The organism is Halorarum sp. SLYT50 (genome assembly GCF_059821265.1).
In genome coordinates, this window is sequence record NZ_CM187555.1 from 587,232 (window position 1) to 606,877 (window position 19,646).

Here is a 19,646-nt window from a genome sequence, read left to right on the forward strand (position 1 = left end):
ACGACGCCGGCAAGCGTTCGTGCGCGCCGCCGGTCAGGCCGCGACTGCCGCCGCCGTCGGGGTTTTATCGGCGCACCCCGTGCCTCCGGTCGTGAGCGAGAGCGAGACCGAACTGGAGACGATGCGGCCGGCCCCGACGTGGGACGCCGCGAGCCACGAGGAGACCGTCGCCGCACTGGCGGACGAGTCGCTGACGTTCCACGTCTGGGGCGGCGACTGGTGTTCCGACTGCCGGGGGCAGCTTCCGGCGTTCGCGGCCGCCCTCGACGCCGCCGACGTCCCGCGCGAGCGAATCGTACAGTACCCGGTCGAGAAAGTCGACGGCGAGAAGCGGGGACCGGGGATGGACGAGTACGACGTGTCTCTCATCCCGACGGTCGTCGTCCGCCGCGACGGCGAGGAGGTGGCGCGGTTCGTCGAGGAGGAGCGCGTACCCATCGCCGACTACCTCGCGCGCGAACTCTCGAAGGACTGACTCCCGGACCGAGAGTCGTCTTAGCGCGAGGTCTCTCGCGTCGGGTGCGTGAGGACGCTCAGAACGTGGAGATGTCGCCCTCGATGACCCGGCGGGTGATGTCGGTCACGTTCGCGAGGCGGTCGTCGACGAGTTCGCGCATCTCCCCTTCCACGTCGGCCACGGTGACCCCCTCCTCGGTGACCACTTGCGCGTCCGCGACGTGCGGCCGGTCGATGGGCCGGCCGATCTGTGACAGGAGCCTGACCTGCAGGTCGCGGATGCCGTCCACCTCGCTCACGACGCTCTCGGCGATGTCCGTCGAGAGCAGGTTGTATATCTTCCCGATGTGGTTGACGGGGTTCTTCCCCGACGTCGCCTCCATGCTCATCGGCCGGTTGGGCGTGATGAGACCGTTCGCACGGTTCCCCCGGCCGACGGAGCCGTCGTCGCCCTGTTCGGCGGAGATGCCAGTCGTCGTGAGGTAGATGGACCCCTCCTCGACGTCGTCGGCCGTGTTCACTTCGACGCTGACCGACCGGTCGGTGTACTCCGCCGCGAGGTCGGTCGCGAACTCGCGGACGCCGTCGACCGCCTCCCGGTACTGGGCCATCGAGTCGACGTAGCCGTCGACGATGGCGGCCGCGACGGTCACGTCGATGTCGTCGCCCTCGCGCTTGCCCATCACCTTCACGTCGGGACCGAGTTCCGGGTGGTCGGCGGCGTAACGGCCGTTCAGCCCGCGCTCGACGTTCAGGACGATGCGCTCCGTCTCCGTGAGCGGGGCGTGCCCGACGCCGAAGGAGGTGTCGTTCGCCATCGGCACCTGCGCCCCCTCCTCGCCGAACACCTCCTGGAGGTCGCCCGACCCCTCGCCGAGTTTCACGTCGAGCACCACGTCCGCCCCCACGTCGAGTTCGGGGATGTGCTCGCGGAGGTACGCCCGGGCCGACTCGAGGGCGGTCCGCTCGACCGGGAGCGTCTCGCCCTCGTACTCGCTCGTCGCGCGCCCGACGATGAGGATGTAGATGGGCGAGAGCACCTCCCCGCCACCGAACGCCGGCGCGGCGCGCCCCGCGACGAGTTGCGTCTCGTCGGTGTTGTAGTGGAGGACCTTCCCGACGCGGTCGAGGTAGAGCCGCGAGAGCCCGCGCGAAACCGCCTCCGCGATGCCGTCGCAGATGGAGTCCGGGTGTCCGAGCCCCTTCCGCTCGACGATCTCCACGTCCTGGTCCTCGACCGCGCGCCGGTCGAGTTCTGAGACTTGGATGTTCCTCATTGTCCCCCGGTGGTGTCGTGACGCTCTATAACTTGCGGAAACGACCGCGCGGCGCGAGATTACTGCGAGGAATTCGGCTCGGCGTCGAGGAGGAGACCGAGGTACGAGGTCCGTATCTGGTCCGCCGGGTCGAGTCCGAGGTCACGGAGCAGGTCGTGCACGCCTTCGCGTGCGCGTTCGACGTCCGCCTCCTCGACGGTCCGCTCGACTTCCACGAACTCCCCGAGGCCGGAGACGGCGTCGAGCGTGACCGTGTACTCGCCGACGACGTACCGCTCGCGGACCTTCTCGACGGTCGCGGCGGGTTCGAACCCTAGTCCGTCGAGGATGCCGCGCGCGGCCGCCCGGTCGTCGACCGCCGTCTCGTGTTCCTCGCGGGTCTTCGACTCGGCCTCGACGAGCGGTCCCTTGTAGGTGATGTGGGTCCGGGTCTCGCCGCCGGTCGCGTCGCCGGAGGCAGACGAATCGTCTCCCTCGTTTCCCCCGTCCCCCTCCTCGTCGACGAGCGTCTCGCGGCGAGTGCGGAGCGCCTCGTCCGTCTCGGCGAAGTCGCGGTGGGGCGCCGAGTAGTAGGTGTCCGACTGCCGGACGCTCCCCGTCCGCTCGGCTCCGAGCGCCGCGAGTCGGTCCCGGACGAGTTCGTGCGCCGCGCGGACTTTCACCTCGACCTCGTACATGCGCACACCCTCGCCACCGTCGGGCAAAAGCGTCGTGTTCCGCCGTCGCCGCGGACCGTCGGAACCGACGCGAACGGTCGCTCCGAGACGGAGCAACGGCGAATCCGGTGCGAAACGCCGCGCGAGGCGAAACGTGATTCTTAAGGACCGCACGGGCGACGGTCCGGACATGAGTGAAGAAGAGCAGGCCGACGAGGCCGAATCCGAGGCCGAGGCGGCCGAGGACGCCGAACAGGCCGACGACGACGCGGAGGCGGAGGCGGACGCCGACGCGGAGACCGAGGGGTCCGAAGAATCCGAGGGCGAGGAGGCCGAGGAAACCGAGGACGGCATCCAGAACGGCGACTTCGTCCGACTCGACTACACGGTCCGGACGGTCGGCGACGACGACGACGAGGGACGGGTCGTCGACACGACCAGCGAGGAGGTGGCCGAGGAGGCCGGCATCGACGACGACGACTACGACTTCTCGCCGCGCACCATCGTCGTGGGCGAGGGGCACGTGTTCGACTCCGTCGACGAGGACCTCGTCGGCCGGTCGGTCGGCGACGAGAACACCGTCGACGTCCCCGCGACCGAGGCGTTCGGCGAGTTCGACCCCGACGACGTGCGCACGGTCGCCGCCGAGAAGATTCCCGAGGACGACCGCTACCCCGGCGCGCAGGTGACCATCGACGGCCAGCAGGGCTACCTCGAGACCATCGTCGGCGGGCGCGCTCGCGTCGACTTCAACCACCCGCTGGCGGGCGACGACCTGGAGTACGAGTACGAGGTGCTCGAACTCGTCGAGGACCGCGAGGAGAAGGCTCGCGGCCTCATCGGCATGTACCTCCAGGACGTGCCGGACCTCCGCATCGAGACGGAGACGGTCGAGGAGGAGGTCCCCGTCGAGGTCCACGAGGACGAGGAGACCGGCGAGGTAGACCGCGAGACCGAGGTACAGGAGGTCGAGAAGGAGACGCTGTACATCGAGGCGACCCCGATGATGCAGATGAACCAGCAGTGGATGTTCTCGAAGCAACAAATCGCCGAGGACATCATGAACCGCCTCGACCTCGACCGCGTCGTCGTCGAGGAGGTCATCGAAGCCGGCGCGGGCGGCATGATGGGCGGGATGGGCGGCATGATGGGCGGCATGGGCGGCGAGGAGGACATGGAGGAAGCGCTCGAGGACATCGACGTCGACGCCGACGAACTCGTCGAGGAACTCGACGACGCCGAGGAGTAACGCGACGAGCCGCGTCAGACCACTCGATTTTTTCGGGACCCACCCGCCGCTCGTCCGGCGAGTTACCCGTCCCGACCGGGACGGCCCCGGTCAGGTCGCCGGAGTCGCGGGTGTTATACGACGCCGCCGCCAACCGCGTCCATGAGCATCGACACCGGAGCGGAGGCCGAGACGAACGAGTCGGCCGACGTCGACGCGCTCGCGCGAGAACTGGGCGGCGCCATCGCGGACCTCCCCGCCTACGAGCGGTTCGAGGAGGCGAAGGCGGCCGTCGAGGCCGACGAGGAGGCGCAGGAGCGCATCGGCGAGTTCCAGCAACTCCGCCAGGAGTTCGCGCTCGCCCGCCAGACGGGGAGCGCCGACGAGGAGACGCTCGACAGGGTCAGGGAAGCCCAGCAGGACCTGCACGCGCTTCCGGTCATGGAGCGGTACGTCGAGGCGCAGGACGACCTCCAGAGCCGGCTGGAGGACCTGAACGAGGCCATCTCGGAGCCGCTGGCGGTCGACTTCGGCGGCGAGGCCGGTGGCTGCTGCCAGGACTGACGGACTGGCGCTCGGACGTCTCGCGTTCTCGGAGCCCGTTTTTCTCGCCTCCCGTGCGCGAGCGGCGTCGCCGGCGGTCGCCGGAGGTTCCGGAGCCGTTTAGGAACCCGCCCGAGAACGGCCGTCGATGAGCGACCCTCCGCCGACGAGCGTGCTCCTCCCCACCGTCCGCTGGACCGACGCGTGCGCCGACGTGGCCGAACAGCTCACCCCGGCCGACGAACTCCTCGTCGTCTGTGACTCGCGGGCCGACCCGGTCGCAGAGCGGGGGGACGACCTCCCGGACGGCGTACGCCTCGTGTTCGCCGGCGAGCCCCGGAACTGTTCGGGGAAGGCGAACGCCGTGGCCGCGGGGATGGAGGCGGCCGCGAACGACCGCGTCGTCTGGACCGACGACGACTTCGACCACCCGCCGGGCTGGCTCGCGACGCTCCACGACGACTACGCCGCGCACGGTCCGACGAGCGAACTGCCGTTCTTCGTCGGCGCGGACCCACTGGCTCGGCTGCTCGAACCCGTGTACGCGCTCGGCGGCACGCTCGGCGTGTACGCCACCGACAGGGCGTGGGCGGGGGCGGTGGTGTTCGAGCGGTCGGACCTCGACGTCGACGCGCTGGTGGCCGACCTCCGCCGGACCGTGAGCGACGACGGCCTCCTCTCGGAACGACTCGACGTGACCCCGGTACGGCGCGTCAGGCGCGTGACCGTCGGCGGCGACCGGCGGACGACGCTGGAGCGCCACACCCGGTTCTCGAAGATCGTCCGGTTCCACGACCCGGCCGGGACGGCGGTCAACCTCGCAGTGACGACGCTGCTGGCGGTGGCGGGGGTGCTCGCCCCGCTGCCGACCGCCGTCGCGACGACGGCGCTTCTGGCGGCCGTGTACGCCTACTTCGGCGTGTGGCGGTGGACCGCACTGTACGCCTATCCCGCGATTCTCGCCGGACCGGGACTGTTCGCGTACGCGCTCGCCCGCCGGACGTTCGTCTGGGGCGGTCGGCGGTACCGCTGGCGGGCCAAGTTCGACGTCTCCCTGGAAGGGGAGGCCGACGAGGGTTGAAGTAGGGAGAGGCGACCACCCGCCCCGTGCTCGCAGTCACCGGCGGCAAGGGCGGGACGGGGAAGACGACGACGACGCTCGGCCTCGCGAGCGCCGTCGACGGCCGGGCGCTGGCGGTCGACGCCGACTGGGACCTGCCGGACCTCCACGCGCTCGCGGGGGTCGAACGGGCGTGGAACGGGGACGACCCTGCGGAGGCGATTCGGGTCCCCGACGGGGACGACGGCGTCTCGGTCCTCCCGGCGCCGCCCGACGCGCGCGACCGGGAACGGGAACCGACGCTCGCGGCGGTGGCCGACGCCGCGCCGACGGTCCTCGTCGACTGCCCCGCGGGCGCCGGTCCCGACGCGGCCGCCCCGCTCCGGGTCGCCGACGCCGCCGTGCTCGCGGTGACGCCGTGTGCACCCGCGCTCCGGGACGCCGCCAAGGCCGCCGCGATGGCGCGGACGCTCGGAACGCCCGTGCGCGGCGCGGTGCTCGTCCGCGCGGCGGCGGTGCCGCCGGGCGTCGCCGACTCCTCGGCTGTCCGGTACTGGCCCGCGTTCCGACGGTCGACGGGCCGGTCCGCTCGACCGCTCGCGTCCGCCGGGCGTACGCGCGGGCCGCGGCCGCGCTGGCGTCCGACGCGGCGGGCGTGTCGGCGTCTCACGCGTGAGAACACGTGGGCAACGGTTATACGGTGGCGTCCCGTTGACCCGCCAGCATGGCCGAACGGCTCCCGACCGGCATCGACGTGCTCGACCGCCGCCTCGGCGGCGGCATCCCGGCCGGGAGCATCGTCCTCTTCGCGGCCGACCCGGCGAGTCAGGCCGAACTGCTCCTGTACGAACTCACGGCCGCCCGCGGGACGCTCTACCTGACGACGCTCCGTTCGGAGAGCGCCGTGTCGGACGCGCTGGCCGCGACGAAGGGACGAATCGGCGACCCGACGGTCCGCGACGTCAGCGGGGACGCGCCGCTCGACGACGTGAACCGCCTCGTCGGCACGCTCCCCGAGGGAGCGAACCTCGTCGTCGACGTGCTCGACCCGCTGGAGCGGGCCGACCCGGGACGGTACCGCCGCTTCCTCTCGCAACTCCAGACGACGATGGTCAACACGGGGAGCGTCGCGTTCCTCCACGCGATGAAGGGGGACCACGAACCCGAGCGCCGCGCGGTGACCGAGCACGTGGCGGACGTGGTGTGGGACCTCGAGACCCGGGTCAGCGGGACCGACGTGGAGAACCACCTCGCCGTCCCGAAGTTCCGCGGCGGACGCGCGCTGAGCGAGACCGTCAAACTCCGACTGGAGGAGTCGGTCTCCATCGACACCAGCCGGGACATCGCGTAGCCGGGACGCGGGTCCGAATCCGGCGTCGTTACGGGAACTCGTCGCGCCACCCGTAGTGGTGGTGCCCGACCGCGAACCGGACGGATTTAGACGCGCCGGGCCGGCGACCCGGGTATGGTGTCGCTGGTCCTCGCGGTCGCGTTCGCGGTCGCCGGGAGCGCCGTCGTCTGGGTTTCGGGCGGTCGACTCGAGGCGGCGAGCGAGCGCCTCGGCGCGCACTACGGCTTCCCCCCGGTCGTCCAGGGGGCGGTCATCGCCGCGGTCGGGTCGTCGTTCCCCGAACTCTCGACGGCGGTGCTCTCGGTGCTCCTCCACGGCGAGTTCGACCTCGGCGTCGGCGCCATCGTCGGCTCCGCCATCTTCAACATCCTCGTCATCCCCGGGTGGAGCGCGATCCGCGGGCGAGGGATGGACGCCGACCGCGACGTGGTGTACAAGGAGACGCAGTTCTACATGCTCGCCGTCGCGGTACTGCTGCTCACGTTCTCGCTCGGCGTCATCTACAACCCCGCCCCCGGCGGGGGACTGGTCGCGCGCATCACCCGACCGCTCGCGCTCGTCCCCGTCGCGCTGTACGGCGTCTACGTCTTCATCCAGTACCAGGACGTGAGCGACTACGACGCCCCCGACCCCGGCGACGTGAACGCCGCTCGCCAGTGGCTCCTCCTCCTGGGGTCGCTCGCGGCCATCCTGATGGGCGTCGAGGCGCTGGTGCAGGCCGCGCTCTCGTTCGAGGCGACTCTGGGCGTCCCCTCGACGGTGTGGGGACTCACCGTCGTCGCGGCGGGGACGAGCCTCCCGGACGCCGCCGTGTCCGTGCGGGCCGCGCAGGAGGGGCGGGGAACGACGAGTCTCGCGAACGTGCTCGGGAGCAACACGTTCGACCTCCTCGTCGCGGTGCCCGCCGCCGTCCTGCTCGCCGGGTCGGCCGACATCGACTTCGGGACCGCGGTACCGATGGTCGGCTTCCTCACCGTCGCGACGCTCGGCTTCCTCGTGGTGACGCGGACGGACCTCGCACTCACCCGGAGGGAAGCGGTCGGCCTCCTCGCGCTGTACGGCGTCTTCGTCGCGTGGATGGTCGCGGAGTCGGTCGGGCTCACCGCGTTCGTCCCGGGCGTCTGACCCCCGGCGCGTCGCCGACGCGTCGGTCGAGCCCGTGCGAACGGTCCGCTCACGACTCCCCGGAGCGCGCCGTTTAACCCACTCCGTCCGCTACCGGGCCCAATGAGCCAGCGAAGCGAGGGGGACCTCACGAACACCGGGATGTCGCTCAAGCACGACCGCGAGTGGGACTACGAACTGGAGCGCATCGTGGAGGCGGTGGAGGAGCGCGACGCCGAGAAGGTGGGACTCCAGTTCCCGGAGGGGCTCAAGCGCCGCGCGCCCGCGGTGGCGGACGACCTGCGGGAACTGACCGACGGCGTTCGCTACCTCATCTCCGGCCAGCCGTGTTACGGCGCGTGCGACCTCGACACCTACCTCATGCGCCGGTGTGACGTGTTCGTCCACTTCGGCCACTCGCCGATGAAGGAGTCGGACAAGATAATCTACGTCCCGCTGTTCTCCAACGTCGACCCCTTCCCGATCATGGAAGACTCGCTGGAGGAACTCGCGGACCCCGCGGAGAACCCCGGCGTCGGGCTGGTCACGACCGCCCAGCACATGAACCTGTTCGAGGACATGTACGACTGGCTCGACGAGCGCGGGTTCGAGGTCCACACCCGCCGGGGCGACGACCGACTGACCCACGAGGGGCAGGTGCTGGGGTGTAACTACGCCTCCGCGGACATCGACGCGGACCAGGTGCTGTACGTCGGCGGCGGAAAGTTCCACCCGCTGGGACTGGCGATGGAACACCCCGACAAGACCGTCGTCATCGCGGACCCGGTCAACAACGTCGTCACCGTCGCCGACACCGAGAAGTTCCTCAAGCAGCGCTACGGCGCGGTCCACCGCGCGATGGACGCCGACACGTTCGGCGTCATCTTCTGTACCAAGATCGGGCAGGGCCGCTTCGACCGAGCCGAGGAGATCGTGGAGAACAACGAGAACGCCCACCTCATCACGATGGACGAGGTCACGCCCGACCGGTTGCGGAACTTCGACTTCGACGCGTTCGTCAACACGGGCTGTCCCCGCATCACGACCGACGACGGCCCGCAGTTCCACAAGCCGATGCTCACCCCCGGCGAGTACGAGATCGCCGTCGGCAACGAACCGCTCGACTCGCTGGAGTTCGACACGTTCCACGGGACGTGGTGACAGCACGGGCGGGGTGAGCAACGCGGACGACCGACCGCGGACGCCCGCCGTACGTCACCGGAGTTCGAACCGCGCCACGACCGCCGTTCTCGCGGTGTGGTCGCTCCCGTCGTCCTCGGCGGTGAACCACCCCGTCGTTCCGAACGCGTAGGTCCCCGGCTCCAGCCCCGGGACCGTCAGTTCGTTCTCGCTTCCGCCGACCGACCCGCTCGGGCCGCTCCCACCCTCGAACCGGACGCGCCACTCGTGGTGTCCACCGGGGTCGAGTTGCATCAGCGGTTCGGGGACCGGTCCGTCGGGGTACAGGTACGTCCATCCGTCCGCATCCAGTCGGTACAACTGCCAGTGGTACGGGTTGATACCGAAGGGCCGGTCACTCCGGTTGCGAACCGTGAACGTCACGTCCGCTGGGAGCGCTGCGCGCCGGGGGGACGCCCGCACAACGACGGGCGCGTCGCTCTCCCGCGGCCAGCAGTGCGTCTCGACCACGTCGGCGTGGAAGTCGGGACACGAGGGCGCGGACCGAGGAGCGTCGGGTGGCGTCGGCGAGCGAGTCGCAGTGGGCGCGTCCATCGGGGACGAATCCGTCCGTGATTCGGCCGACGACCCGGTCGGACCGCTCGGCGAGCCGAGACACCCGGCGACCGGGAGGGCGGTGAGCGCGGTGAGGAGGGCGCGGCGTCGCACACCGGGCGTTCCGCGACGAGCGGTAAGTACTTTCAGTGGGGCGCCACCCGAAGACACTTGCCCCCCGACCCCTCCCCTCCGTCGATGCCCTCCACACGGACGCTCGCTCGCAGCGTCGGCGCCCTCGCCGCGCTCTCGACGGTCGCCGCGCTCGCAGCCGCTGGTCCCGCCGCCGCACAGACCGGAGCCGGGGGCGAGCTCGGACTCGGCACGCGGGTCGGCATCAGGTTCGGCGTCGTGTTCGTCGTGAACCTCCTCGTCGGCGGCGCGCTCGTCGCGTTCGGTCCCCACTACGCCGCCCGGAAGGTCCGCGAGATACGCGAGAACCCGGTCGGCGCGTTCGGCTGGGGCCTGCTCGTCGGCATCGGCGTCCCCGTCGCGCTCGCCGTCCTCGCCGTGACGATAGTCGGTCTCGTGGTCGCGATTCCGGGCTTCATCCTCCTCGTTCCGGTCGGTATCGTCGGCAACGCCGTCACCGTCGTCGCGGTGGGGGCGGTGCTCACGAGCGCCCCCGGTGAACCCGGCGGGACGGCGGCGTTCGCCGGCGCGCTGACGCTGGCGCTCGTCGCCGCGGTGCCGCTGCTCGGGGAGTTCCTCGCGCAACTCGCCGGCTTCCTCGGCATCGGCGTCGTCGGCCGCGGCCTGTATCGGTCCTGGCTGGACTGACCCGACCAGCACCGTCGACCCGGAGATGCCGGAGGAACTGGAGGAACCGGGGGAGTGACGCCTCCGTGCGACCGTCCATCGACGGAGGCAGCGCGTGTGAACCCGACCGACTCCCGGAGCGACGTTATGGTCCGAGAACGCCTACGGTAGACGAAAGAGATGCTCCTACAAGAGACCACCAGGCTGAACGCATCCCCGGAGGAGGTCTACCGGTTCTTCGAACGGATGGACGCGAACTACGAGCGGTGGCACCCGGACCACGTCGTCTTCCACTGGGCCGACGGACGGGGACTGGAACCGGGAGCCGAGGCCTACTTCGAGGAGCGAATCGGCGGGAAGATGCAGAGAAAGCGGGTCCGCTTCACGGAGACCGTCCCCGGTCGATACATCGAGTTCAAACCGACGTCGTGGCTGGTCGGGGTACTCATGCCCTCGATAAGCTTCACCATCACTCCTCGCGAGGGGGGCTGTGACCTCACCCAGCGAATCGAGGTGCGGACCGGCCCGATCGGCGCTCGGCTCAACCGGCGCGAGTTCGACGCCGTTCGGACGCACATGCACGAGGAGGGCGAGAACCTGAAGGGCATCCTCGAGGCGGAGGTAGCCAGCGACGGGTGAGGAGACGCCGGGTTCCGCTCCCCGCGGGACTGACCGGGAACGAGAACGTCGGCCCCGCCCGCGTACGCCGTGTCCCGGTGTTCGGGACGACCGCCTCCCCTCCGTTCGAGGCCGCTCACCCGGTCTCGGCCCGTCTCTCGACGTACGCGACGGCCTCGGCGGGCGAGTCGACCGCGCGCACGCCTTCGACCGGGTGCGTGTCGATGCCGGCGACCGGCCGGCCGAACACCAGCGCGAACCCGAGTTCCGAGAGCGTCCCGGGTCCGCCGCTCACCGCGACGACTGCGTCGCCGTTCAGCGGGACGAGCGCGTTGCGCGCGTGACCCAGCCCGGTCGCCACCGGCACCGTCACGTGTTCGTTCGCGTCCGCGGTGTCGGCCGTCGGGAGGATGCCGACCGTCTCCCCGCCGGCCGCGCGGGCGCCGCGACAGGCCGCCGCCATCGCCCCGCCCAGTCCGCCACAGACGACGGTGTGTCCTCGCTCGCCGAGCAGACGACCCAGTTCCGCGGCGGTGGCCTCCGTCTCGCTGTCGACGCTCCCGCCGACGACGACGCTCACGCGCATGGCGGCGTGAGGGCCGCGGGCGAGGAGAGCGTACCGGTTACCGGTGCCGGAGTTCCGGGGCGTCCGCGTTCTCGCGCCCGTGCGCCCGCCGCGCGCCGGTTCACTCGAGTCGCCGGTTCGTCGGTCCTCGACTCGTCACCCGTCGGCCGCGACGCGCGGGTCGAGGTACGCGTACGCCACGTCCTGCAGGAAGTTCCCGAGGACGCCGACGAGCACCGCGAGGAACGTGGTCGCGAGGATGACCGCGACATCGCGGGTCTCGAACGCCGCGAGCGTCACCGTCCCCAGCCCCGGGAGGCCGAACACCGCCTCGACGAGGTAGACGCTGAGGAACAGCACCGTGAGCGCCCGCGTGAGAAACAGCGAGACCAGCGGCACGGACGCGTTCCGCACCGAGTGTCGCACCACCGGCCGGAGTCCCGCCCCGTTCGCGCGGAGCGTCTTGACGAAGTCGGCCGTCGCGTACTCCGCGGTGAGCGCGCGGGAGTACCGCGCCTGCACCGCGGCGAGGTTCACGGTCAGCGTGGCCGCGGCGAGACCGAGGACCAGTACGTTCCCCGCGCTCCAGAACGCGGCGTCGGCGCTCCAGCCGAGCGAGCGGTCGAACTCGTGGACGGACAGGAGGACGACGACTTCGCCGAGGAGGAACACCGGGACGGCGAGTCCCGAGTGGATGAACCAGCGGGCGGCCCGTGCGGGGAGTCGGTCCGCGACCGAGGAGTACGCGCCCCCGAGCACCCCGAACACGAGCGAGAGCGCCAGCGAGGGGAGGAGGTACGCCGCGGTCACCGGGAGCGCGCCGGTGAAGATGGCCGCGACGGACCGCTCTTTCACGTACGACTGGCCGAACTGGAGCGTCGCGTACTCGACCATCCAGTGGAGGTACCGCCGGAGGAGCGGTTCGTCGTAGTGCATCTGCTCGCGGTACTGTTCGAGCACCGCGCGCGCCTTCTCCGGAGGGAGTCGCCACATCAGCGGCGCCGCGTTCGGGTCGGGGGTCGCCGCGGTGACGAGGAACGTCGCGGTCAGGACGAGCCAGACGACGAACAGCGACCAGAGGGCGCGGCCGGCGAGGAACCGCTGGCGGTTCATCCGGTCGGAGACACCTCCGGGCGGACGCGTCGCACCCGACCGGGCGCGGCGGCGAGACGGGTCGACATATCGTCCGACCAACCGAACGGGGGACACATAACGGTTAGCGACGCTGAAACGGCGGTTTCACCCACCGTGTGGCTTTAGTCGCGATAGCGTGTCAGCGCGGACCATGCACGCTCCCCGCCGCCCCTCCCCGAACCGCGTTCGAACGCCTCGCCCGGACCGACGGCGACGGGAGTGACTTCGGGTGGCCGCACCCCTCGACACGCCGGACTTCGACGACGGCGGCGGTCGCCGGTTCCGCCTCGCTCCCCGCACGCTCGGCGCACTCGCCGGCGTCCTCGTCGTCGCGGCCGCGTTCGTCTACCAGCGGGTGGTCGTCCCGCCCGGGCTCGTTCCGTTCTGGGGGTGGCGACCGACCGCCATCGACTTCCTGCTGTACGTCTCGCTGGTGTTGACCGTCTGTTACCTGGTGGTGCCGCTGGTCCAGCGGCCGGCGGTGACCCGACGGTACTGGCGGCGACTCCGCGAGCGACCGGCGGCGGTCGCGAGCCTCGCGTACCTGACGCTCTTCGCGCTCGTCGCCACGCTCGGTCCGGGCGTCGTCGACCGGTTCGACATCGGGTCCTCGGAGGGCATCCGGGGCGGTACCCCACCGGGACAGCCGCCGCCGGGGTTCTCCGTGCCCATGCCGTCGACGACGAGCGCCTCGAACACGCTCTACTGTATCGGCGAGGTGAGCGGCGACGTGGACAAGGCGTGTCACGGGACCTGGCGCTACCCGCTCGGGACGACCGTCGGCGGCGCCGACCTCATCGACGTGCTCGTCGAGGGGGCGCGCGTCGCCCTCGAAGTCGCGCTCGTGACCGCCGCCCTCATCGTCCCGCTCGCCGTCGTCGTCGGGACCGTCGCTGCGTACTACGGCGGTTGGGTCGACGAACTCCTGATGCGGTACGTCGACGTTCAGCTGGTGATTCCGGCGCTGTTCGTCGTCATCCTGGCCCAGGAGACGTTCGCCGGCCGGAGCCTCATCGTCATCGTGCTCGCGTTCGGCCTGTTCGACTGGGGCGGGACCGCGCGGCTCGTGCGGAGCGAGGCGCTCCAGCGGATGGAGTCCGGGTACGTCCGCGCCGCCCGGGACGCGGGGAGCGGCGGCGGGCGCGTCATCAGACGCCACCTCGTCCCGAACGTCTCCGGCACCGTCGTCACCGCGGTGACGAACAAGATGCCGACGCTCATCGTCGTAGAGGCGGGTATCGCCTACCTGGGCTTCTCCAGCCCGCTCTCGCAGTCGTGGGGGACGACGCTCGCGCTGGGGCTCGACGGCGCCCCGATGTACTGGTGGACCGCGGTGTCCTCGGGCGTGTTGCTCGTTGCGACGGTGGGCGCCCTCCACGTCCTCGGGGACGCGCTCCGGGACGTGCTCGACCCGCGCTCGGAGGTGAGCCGATGAGCGACGGGGCGCGCGCGGACGGCGAGCCGTTGTTGTCCGTCCGCGACCTGCGGACGCACTTTCGCACCCCCGAGGGGACCGTGAGGGCGGTCGACGGCGTGAGCTTCGACGTGAGGTCGGGCGAGACGGTCTGTCTCGTCGGCGAGTCGGGGTCGGGCAAGACCGTCACCTGCGAGTCGGTCGGTCGGCTGGTCCAGACGCCGCCGGGCGAGATAGTGGACGGCGAGGTCCGGTTCGACGACCGCGACCTGACGGCCGCGAGCGAGTCGACCCTCCGGGACCTCCGCGGCGACCGCATCTCGTACGTGTTCCAGAACCCGCAGGGGGCGCTCGACCCGGTGTACTCCGTCGGCGAGCAGTTGGCGGAGGTGGTCGGCTACCACCGCGACTGCACCGACGCCGAGGCGCGCGAACGGGCGGTCGAACTGCTCGCCCGGGTCGGCATCCCCGACGCGCCCGCGCGGGCCGACGACTACCCCCACGAGTTCTCCGGCGGGATGAAACAGCGCGTCGTCGTGGCGATGGCGCTGTCGAACGACCCCGACCTGCTCGTCGCCGACGAACCCACCACCGCGCTCGACGTGACCATCCAGGCGCAGTTGCTCGACCTCGTCGCGGACCTGCAGGCCGAGCGCGACATGGCGGTGCTGTTCGTCACCCACGACCTCGGCGTCGTCGCCGGCATCGCCGACCGCGTCGTCGTGATGTACGGCGGGAAGGTGATGGAGCGCGGGACGGTGTACGACGTGTTCGAACGGCCGGCCCACCCGTACACCCGGGCGCTGCTGGCGTGTCTCCCCGGTCGCGGCGACGGGATGGACCCCATCGGCGGGGAGCCGCCGGACCCGCTCGACCCCCCCTCCGGCTGCCGGTTCCACGAGCGGTGTCCCCACGCCATCGAGGCGTGCCGGACGGGCGACCAGCCGCCCCTGTACGACGTCCCGGTCGGGGGGGAGGCGTCGTGCGTGTTCCACGACGGAGACCGCGACCCGGCGGTGCTCGACGAGGCGGGAGCGGACGGGGACGGGCCGTCGGACGACGGGGCAGGCTCGCCGCCCGCCGGGGCGACCGGGGGTGGCTCCCCGTGAGTTCCGGTCGCGAACCCGAACGACGGGACGGTGGGAAACCGGCCGACGGGAGCGCCGACCCGCCGCTCCTCGACGTGACCGGGCTGGAGAAACACTACCCGCTCACGGAGGGGTTCCTCCGTCGGCGCGTCGGCGCGGTGCGGGCGGTGGACGGCGTCGACTTCGCCGTCGGTCGGGGGGAGGCGCTCGGCCTCATCGGGGAGTCCGGCTGCGGGAAGTCGACGGCGGCCGCGAGCGTCCTCCGACTGGAGGAGCCGACGGGCGGCGAGGTCCGGTTCGACGGCGGAGACGTGACCGCCCTCTCGGACGAGGGTCTCGCGCGCTTTCGACGCCGGACCGCGATGGTGTTTCAGGACCCGAACGCGAGCCTCGACCCCAGGATGACCGCCGGCGAGTCGGCCGCCGAACCGCTGGCGGTGAACGGGCTCCGCGACCGAGCGCGGCGCCGCGAACTCGTCGCCGAACTGTTCGAGCGGGTGGGACTCGGGCGCGAGACGCTCGAGCGCTACCCGCACGAACTCTCGGGCGGGCAGAAACAGCGGGTGGGGCTCGCGCGCGCTCTCTCGCTCGACCCCGAGTTCGTGGTACTCGACGAGCCGGTGTCCGCGCTCGACGTGAGCGTGCAGGCGGAGATACTCGCGTTGCTGGACGACCTCCGGCGGGAGTTCGACCTCTCGCTGCTGCTCATCTCACACGACGTGAGCGTCGTCCGCGAGGTGTGCGACCGCGTGGCGGTGATGTACGCGGGCGAACTGGTCGAACGGGGCGAGACGGAGGCCGTCCTGGGGACCCCGCAGCACCCCTACACCCGGGCGCTCGCCGCCGCGGTACCGACACCCGACCCGCGGGCGGACCGCTCGCACACGGACCTCTCGGGCGACGTCCCGGACCCGGCCGACCCACCGTCGGGCTGCCGGTTCCACCCGCGCTGTCCGTCGGTCGTCCCGCCGGCCGAGACGGGCCTGACGACCGACGAGTACCGGGCGGTGCTCGACTTCAAACTCGCGCTCGAGGCGGACCGGGTCGACCCGGCCGAACTGCGCGAACGCGCGGCCGCCGACCGCTCGGTCGGCCCGGGGGCGGTGAGCGACGCGACGCTCCGCGGGACGCTACGCGGCGAGTACGGAATCCCCGAGGACCTCGGCGACGACACCGCGGCGGAGGCGGTTCGCGCCGCGGTCGGCGAATCGCTGGCGGGAGAGACGGACGCGGCACGCGAGCGCCTCGACTCGGCGTTCTCGTCGGTGTGCGAGTGGGAGGACCCCGCGTTCCGCTCGACGGAATCGAACCACCCGGCCGCCTGTCACCTCTACGGCGACTGACCCGGGGGTGGCGGCGGCGGAAGGAAACGAACGTTAATTATAGAGACGGGGAGCGTACTACGGAGACTACTCCGCGCGGAGTTCTGAGAGCCCCTCGGCGTCGAACGCGGGGACGCTCTCGGAGACACCGCGGCGCATCGACGCGAAATCGGCGGTAGATCGTTCGACTGTCATCACGTATCACAGCACGACTCCGGGAAGTATATATCTTCGGGCCAAGGTACAGACCCCGGTCGAAGTGGACAACGCTTTGCCGGCGGCCCGACAGGAGAGACGTATGCGCGAGACCACATCGGACTGGGGAGACTGGCTCCCGCGTGCCGTCGTCGACGCCGACCCGGACGGCGTCGCCGTCTGGTATCTGGGCTGTAACGGCTTCGTTCTCAAGGGGAGCGGCGGGACGACGCTCTGGGTCGACCCGTACGTCGGCCTGGGCGACCCGCCCCGGACCGTGCGGATGATTCCGGTCCCGTTCGACCCGGCAGACGTGACGGAGGCGGACGCGGTACTCGCCACGCACGAACACACCGACCACGTCCACGGTCCCTCCCAGGCGCCGATTCTGGAGGCCACCGGTGCGAGCCTGTACGCCGCCGACGACTCGCTCGCGGTGGCTCGCGAGGAGGCCTGGACCGACGAGTGGGACGTGAGCGACGACCAGTTCAACGAGGTGACCGAGGGCGACCGGTTCGAGGTGGGAGAGTTCACCGTCGACGTTGTCGAGGTGAACGACCCCGACGCCACTCACCCCGTGGGGTACGTGATTCGCCACGACGCCGGCACGCTGTTCCACGGCGGCGACACGCGGCCCGCCGACGGGTTCGACTCGCTCGGGGAACGGTACGACGTCGACGTCGCCGTCGTCGCGTTCGGGTCGGTCGGCCGGATAGCCGACAAGGAGACGGGCGAACCGGTCCGCACGCGGTGGTACAGCGACGAGAACGACGCGGTCGAGGTGGCCAACGCGCTCGCGGCCGACCGACTGCTCCCGAGCCACTGGGACATGTGGAAGGGGATGACCGCCGACCCGACCGCGCTCCACGAACACGTCCGGAGCTTCGAGTACCCCGACCGGCTGGAACTGGTCGAAATCGGCGACCGCACCGACCTGTAGGGGCCGAACCCGGGGACCACCGGACTTTTGCCGGACGACCGCATGCCCCGCCCATGGACCACGCATTGGCGGTCGTCGGGCCGACGGAGACGGCGAAGCGACTCGTTCGCGAGGCCGGCGAGTTGGCCGCCGGCGTCGACGCCGAGTTGACGCTCGTCCACGTGACCGACGAGGAGGAGTACGACGAGCAGCGCGAACAGCTCCAGCGGATATCGGACGGCACCACCACCTACAGCGTCGGACAGGCCGTCGAGGGAGCGGAGAACTACGCGGACGACATCGGCCGCGAGGTGCTGGAGGGTGTCGACGTGGCGTACGAGGCGGTCGGCAGCGTCGGCGACCGCGCGGAGACGGTCCTGACCGAGCGCGACCGGCGCGGCTGTGACCACGTGTTCATCACCGGTCGACACCGCTCGCCGACCGGGAAAGCGGTGTTCGGCGACGACACCCAGCGTGTCGTCCTCGATGCGGACGTTCCCGTCACCGTCGTCACCGAGTAGTCCGCTCGGTGCCCGCGGCCGCCCCGGTCGCCCGTCCGGCCGGTGAGACCCGTCGATTCGACTGCCGCCGCCCGCCTCACACGCGCCGGTCCGTCGTCGCTCTCCTCGACAGAGGCCGCCACGATTCAGAGTCGATAATCGGCCCGTGGCGCTTTTGTACCGCCCACGGAACGGCTCACGTATGAGCCAAGGGAGCGACACGAGCGCGGCGGTCGTCGTCGAGAACGACGGCGTCAGCGTCGAGAAGACCTTCACCACCGACGAGTTCCCCGTCCCCGCCGTTCGGTTCACGCTCCGGTCCGAACGCGACGAGGCGGCGGAGGTCCGCGTCGTCGACGACGTCCCGGCGGAGTTCCCGATGGACCGCGTCGGGTTCCACCCGGAGTACGACGCCGACCGGTGGACGGCGTACCAGGACCACCGCGTCGAGTACCGACGCCGGGTCGACCCCGGCGAGGAGGTGACGACGGTGTACGGCGTCCGGACCGACGACCCCGACGCGGGCGAGGAGTTCCTCGGCGAGCCGACGGTCGAGGAGGTCGACGACGACGCCGACCCCGTCGGGGACGTCTCCGAGGTCATCGGCGAGGACTCCTCGCAGGTCGTCCGCGACGTGCTCTCGGGCGACCGCGACGCGGTCCCCGGCGGCGTGCCGCCGACGGACCCCGAACCGTCCGAACCGCACGGCGACGAAGAGGACGTCGACCCCGGCGTCGCCGAGACCGACGCTGGTGCGAGCGCGGACGACGACGCCGTCGCCACGGTCATCGACGACGACGCTCCGCCGGCGGACGAGACGGGCGAGACGGCGGAGGGGGGAGCCAGAGAGGCGGACGTCGACCACGCGGGCGACGACGAGACGCCGGCGGACGAACGCGAGGGCGGCGTCGAGACACCCGAGGCCGAGAACGACGACCGGGACGAGTCGGACGGCCAGCCGTCGTCGTCCGCCGAGGCGGCGGCCGCGGCCGCCGGCGCCTCGCCGGGGGTCGGCGCGAACGGCGTCGCGGAGGCGCTCGCCGCCGAACTGCGCGCGGGGACCGTCTCCGTCGAGGACCGCGAGACGCTCCGGGAGGAACTCGAACTCGACCACTCGACGAGCGTCGACGCGCGCATCTCGCGGCTCCAGTCGAACGTCGAGGACGTCGCCGCCTACGCGGACGCGCTGGAGGGGTTCATCGACGAGAACGGCACCGCGGAGGAGGCCGTCGAGGGACTCCACGACGAGGTGGCCGACCTCCGCGAGTCGCTGTCCGCCGTCGAGGCCGACGCCGCCGCGGCGGGCGACCGACGCGAGGAACTCGACGACGGTCTGGACGAGGTTCGGCGTGACGTCGACGAGGTGGAGACGGACCTGTCGGCGGCCACCGCCGACCTGGAGTCGTCGGTCGCGGCGGTCCGGAGCGACCTCGACGACCTCGCGGAGGAGGTCGCGACCGAGGACGGCGCCGTCGCGGACGTGCGCGACGACGTGGAGAGCCTCCAGAACGAGGTCGAGTCGCTCTCGGGACTGGTCGACGACGAGGTGAGCGACGTTCGGAGCGAACTCGCCGCCATCCGCGCCGAGATGGAGGAGTTCGAGGCGTTCCGCGACCGGCTCTCGTCGGCGTTCGGCGCGACGAACGCGGGCGGTGCGGGTGGTGCGGCCGACGCGGCCGACGTCGAGGGCGAGTAAGACACTCGCGCCGCCGCACCGAGCACC

20 protein-coding genes and 1 pseudogene are annotated in these 19,646 nt (G+C 71.3%); 16 read left to right on the top strand and 5 right to left on the bottom strand.

What is annotated here, in order from left to right; all coding sequences use genetic code 11:
- Nucleotides 1–91 precede the first annotated feature (91 nt).
- Nucleotides 92–475: a thioredoxin family protein gene (locus AC6RUA_RS03075; RefSeq protein ID WP_499814475.1), complete on the top strand. Its 384-nt coding sequence runs from the start codon at nt 92–94 to the stop codon at nt 473–475.
- A 58-nt stretch (nt 476–533) separates the two neighbouring features.
- On the opposite strand, the gene AC6RUA_RS03080 is transcribed toward AC6RUA_RS03075, so the two are convergent.
- Both AC6RUA_RS03080 and cyaB read right to left on the bottom strand, forming a co-directional pair.
- Nucleotides 534–1,733 (bottom strand): methionine adenosyltransferase, encoded by a 1,200-nt coding sequence (locus AC6RUA_RS03080; RefSeq protein WP_499814476.1) that lies wholly within the window; start codon nt 1,731–1,733, stop codon nt 534–536.
- Nucleotides 1,734–1,792: 59 nt separating this feature from the next.
- Nucleotides 1,793–2,410, bottom strand: a complete 618-nt coding sequence (gene cyaB, locus AC6RUA_RS03085) for a class IV adenylate cyclase (RefSeq protein WP_499814477.1) — start codon at nt 2,408–2,410, stop codon at nt 1,793–1,795.
- A 169-nt stretch (nt 2,411–2,579) separates the two neighbouring features.
- On the opposite strand from cyaB, the gene AC6RUA_RS03090 reads away from it, so the two are divergent.
- The 7 genes and pseudogenes from AC6RUA_RS03090 (at nt 2,580) to dph2 (ending at nt 8,836) form a co-directional block, all read left to right on the top strand.
- Nucleotides 2,580–3,638 carry an FKBP-type peptidyl-prolyl cis-trans isomerase gene (locus tag AC6RUA_RS03090; RefSeq protein ID WP_499814478.1) on the top strand — a complete coding sequence of 353 codons (1,059 nt, stop codon included), beginning with the start codon at nt 2,580–2,582 and terminating at the stop codon, nt 3,636–3,638.
- A 141-nt stretch (nt 3,639–3,779) separates the two neighbouring features.
- A complete protein-coding gene (locus AC6RUA_RS03095; protein ID WP_499814479.1) occupies nt 3,780–4,181 on the top strand; it encodes a YlbF/YmcA family competence regulator in 402 nt (133 codons plus the stop codon).
- A 127-nt stretch (nt 4,182–4,308) separates the two neighbouring features.
- Nucleotides 4,309–5,241 carry a glycosyltransferase gene (locus AC6RUA_RS03100; RefSeq protein ID WP_499814480.1) on the top strand — a complete coding sequence of 311 codons (933 nt, stop codon included), beginning with the start codon at nt 4,309–4,311 and terminating at the stop codon, nt 5,239–5,241.
- Between the two features lie 26 nt (nt 5,242–5,267).
- A pseudogene (locus AC6RUA_RS03105) lies at nt 5,268–5,896 on the top strand (MinD/ParA family ATP-binding protein).
- Nucleotides 5,897–5,944: 48 nt separating this feature from the next.
- Nucleotides 5,945–6,571, top strand: coding sequence for an RAD55 family ATPase (locus tag AC6RUA_RS03110; RefSeq protein ID WP_499814481.1), 627 nt, complete (start codon nt 5,945–5,947; stop codon nt 6,569–6,571).
- A gap of 114 nt (nt 6,572–6,685) precedes the next feature.
- Nucleotides 6,686–7,696, top strand: a complete 1,011-nt coding sequence (locus tag AC6RUA_RS03115) for a sodium:calcium antiporter (RefSeq protein WP_499814482.1) — start codon at nt 6,686–6,688, stop codon at nt 7,694–7,696.
- 102 nt (nt 7,697–7,798) lie between these two features.
- Entirely contained in the window at nt 7,799–8,836 is a 1,038-nt protein-coding gene (dph2, locus tag AC6RUA_RS03120) for a diphthamide biosynthesis enzyme Dph2 (protein ID WP_499814483.1), read from the top strand.
- A gap of 54 nt (nt 8,837–8,890) precedes the next feature.
- Here the strand turns inward: dph2 and AC6RUA_RS03125 are convergent, their stop codons facing one another.
- Nucleotides 8,891–9,523: a hypothetical protein gene (locus tag AC6RUA_RS03125; RefSeq protein ID WP_499814484.1), complete on the bottom strand. Its 633-nt coding sequence runs from the start codon at nt 9,521–9,523 to the stop codon at nt 8,891–8,893.
- An 84-nt stretch (nt 9,524–9,607) separates the two neighbouring features.
- Between AC6RUA_RS03125 and AC6RUA_RS03130 the strand changes: the two genes are divergently transcribed.
- The gene (locus AC6RUA_RS03130; protein ID WP_499814485.1) at nt 9,608–10,189 is read left to right on the top strand and encodes a DUF8173 domain-containing protein; all 582 of its coding nucleotides are present in this window, start codon (nt 9,608–9,610) and stop codon (nt 10,187–10,189) included.
- A 159-nt stretch (nt 10,190–10,348) separates the two neighbouring features.
- Nucleotides 10,349–10,807 (top strand): SRPBCC family protein, encoded by a 459-nt coding sequence (locus AC6RUA_RS03135; protein WP_499814486.1) that lies wholly within the window; start codon nt 10,349–10,351, stop codon nt 10,805–10,807.
- A gap of 115 nt (nt 10,808–10,922) precedes the next feature.
- Here the strand turns inward: AC6RUA_RS03135 and AC6RUA_RS03140 are convergent, their stop codons facing one another.
- Together AC6RUA_RS03140 and AC6RUA_RS03145 are read right to left on the bottom strand one after the other, a co-directional pair.
- A complete protein-coding gene (locus tag AC6RUA_RS03140) occupies nt 10,923–11,372 on the bottom strand; it encodes an SLOG cluster 4 domain-containing protein (protein WP_499814487.1) in 450 nt (149 codons plus the stop codon).
- Nucleotides 11,373–11,507: 135 nt separating this feature from the next.
- On the bottom strand, nt 11,508–12,464 hold the full coding sequence (locus AC6RUA_RS03145; protein WP_499814488.1) for an ABC transporter permease: 957 nt from the start codon (nt 12,462–12,464) through the stop codon (nt 11,508–11,510).
- 250 nt (nt 12,465–12,714) lie between these two features.
- On the opposite strand from AC6RUA_RS03145, the gene AC6RUA_RS03150 reads away from it, so the two are divergent.
- The 6 genes from AC6RUA_RS03150 to AC6RUA_RS03175 all read left to right on the top strand — a co-directional run bounded on the left by AC6RUA_RS03150 (nt 12,715) and on the right by AC6RUA_RS03175 (nt 19,619).
- Nucleotides 12,715–13,920: an ABC transporter permease gene (locus AC6RUA_RS03150; RefSeq protein WP_499814489.1), complete on the top strand. Its 1,206-nt coding sequence runs from the start codon at nt 12,715–12,717 to the stop codon at nt 13,918–13,920.
- Nucleotides 13,917–15,008 (top strand): ABC transporter ATP-binding protein, encoded by a 1,092-nt coding sequence (locus AC6RUA_RS03155; RefSeq protein ID WP_499814490.1) that lies wholly within the window; start codon nt 13,917–13,919, stop codon nt 15,006–15,008. Before AC6RUA_RS03150 ends, AC6RUA_RS03155 begins: the two co-directional genes overlap by 4 nt.
- Nucleotides 15,005–16,330 (top strand): ABC transporter ATP-binding protein, encoded by a 1,326-nt coding sequence (locus tag AC6RUA_RS03160; RefSeq protein ID WP_499814491.1) that lies wholly within the window; start codon nt 15,005–15,007, stop codon nt 16,328–16,330. The genes AC6RUA_RS03155 and AC6RUA_RS03160 overlap by 4 nt, the downstream gene beginning before the upstream one ends.
- 277 nt (nt 16,331–16,607) lie before the next feature.
- Complete coding sequence (locus tag AC6RUA_RS03165; RefSeq protein WP_499814492.1) at nt 16,608–17,444, top strand: MBL fold metallo-hydrolase; 837 nt, start codon at nt 16,608–16,610, stop codon at nt 17,442–17,444.
- A 53-nt stretch (nt 17,445–17,497) separates the two neighbouring features.
- Nucleotides 17,498–17,944: a universal stress protein gene (locus AC6RUA_RS03170; protein WP_499814493.1), complete on the top strand. Its 447-nt coding sequence runs from the start codon at nt 17,498–17,500 to the stop codon at nt 17,942–17,944.
- A 181-nt stretch (nt 17,945–18,125) separates the two neighbouring features.
- A complete protein-coding gene (locus AC6RUA_RS03175) occupies nt 18,126–19,619 on the top strand; it encodes a hypothetical protein (RefSeq protein WP_499814494.1) in 1,494 nt (497 codons plus the stop codon).
- The last annotated feature ends 27 nt before the right edge of the window (nt 19,620–19,646 follow it).

Bases quoted from the DNA above. Each gene is read 5' to 3' on its own strand.
- AC6RUA_RS03080 (WP_499814476.1), bottom strand. From the start codon at position 1,733: ATGAGGAACATCCAAGTCTCAGAACTCGACCGGCGCGCGGTCGAGGAC.
- cyaB (WP_499814477.1), bottom strand. From the start codon at position 2,410: ATGTACGAGGTCGAGGTGAAAGTCCGCGCGGCGCACGAACTCGTCCGG.
- AC6RUA_RS03090 (WP_499814478.1), top strand. From the start codon at position 2,580: ATGAGTGAAGAAGAGCAGGCCGACGAGGCCGAATCCGAGGCCGAGGCG.
- AC6RUA_RS03095 (WP_499814479.1), top strand. From the start codon at position 3,780: ATGAGCATCGACACCGGAGCGGAGGCCGAGACGAACGAGTCGGCCGAC.
- AC6RUA_RS03100 (WP_499814480.1), top strand. From the start codon at position 4,309: ATGAGCGACCCTCCGCCGACGAGCGTGCTCCTCCCCACCGTCCGCTGG.
- AC6RUA_RS03110 (WP_499814481.1), top strand. From the start codon at position 5,945: ATGGCCGAACGGCTCCCGACCGGCATCGACGTGCTCGACCGCCGCCTC.
- AC6RUA_RS03115 (WP_499814482.1), top strand. From the start codon at position 6,686: ATGGTGTCGCTGGTCCTCGCGGTCGCGTTCGCGGTCGCCGGGAGCGCC.
- dph2 (WP_499814483.1), top strand. From the start codon at position 7,799: ATGAGCCAGCGAAGCGAGGGGGACCTCACGAACACCGGGATGTCGCTC.
- AC6RUA_RS03130 (WP_499814485.1), top strand. From the start codon at position 9,608: ATGCCCTCCACACGGACGCTCGCTCGCAGCGTCGGCGCCCTCGCCGCG.
- AC6RUA_RS03135 (WP_499814486.1), top strand. From the start codon at position 10,349: ATGCTCCTACAAGAGACCACCAGGCTGAACGCATCCCCGGAGGAGGTC.
- AC6RUA_RS03140 (WP_499814487.1), bottom strand. From the start codon at position 11,372: ATGCGCGTGAGCGTCGTCGTCGGCGGGAGCGTCGACAGCGAGACGGAG.
- AC6RUA_RS03145 (WP_499814488.1), bottom strand. From the start codon at position 12,464: ATGAACCGCCAGCGGTTCCTCGCCGGCCGCGCCCTCTGGTCGCTGTTC.
- AC6RUA_RS03155 (WP_499814490.1), top strand. From the start codon at position 13,917: ATGAGCGACGGGGCGCGCGCGGACGGCGAGCCGTTGTTGTCCGTCCGC.
- AC6RUA_RS03165 (WP_499814492.1), top strand. From the start codon at position 16,608: ATGCGCGAGACCACATCGGACTGGGGAGACTGGCTCCCGCGTGCCGTC.
- AC6RUA_RS03170 (WP_499814493.1), top strand. From the start codon at position 17,498: ATGGACCACGCATTGGCGGTCGTCGGGCCGACGGAGACGGCGAAGCGA.
- AC6RUA_RS03175 (WP_499814494.1), top strand. From the start codon at position 18,126: ATGAGCCAAGGGAGCGACACGAGCGCGGCGGTCGTCGTCGAGAACGAC.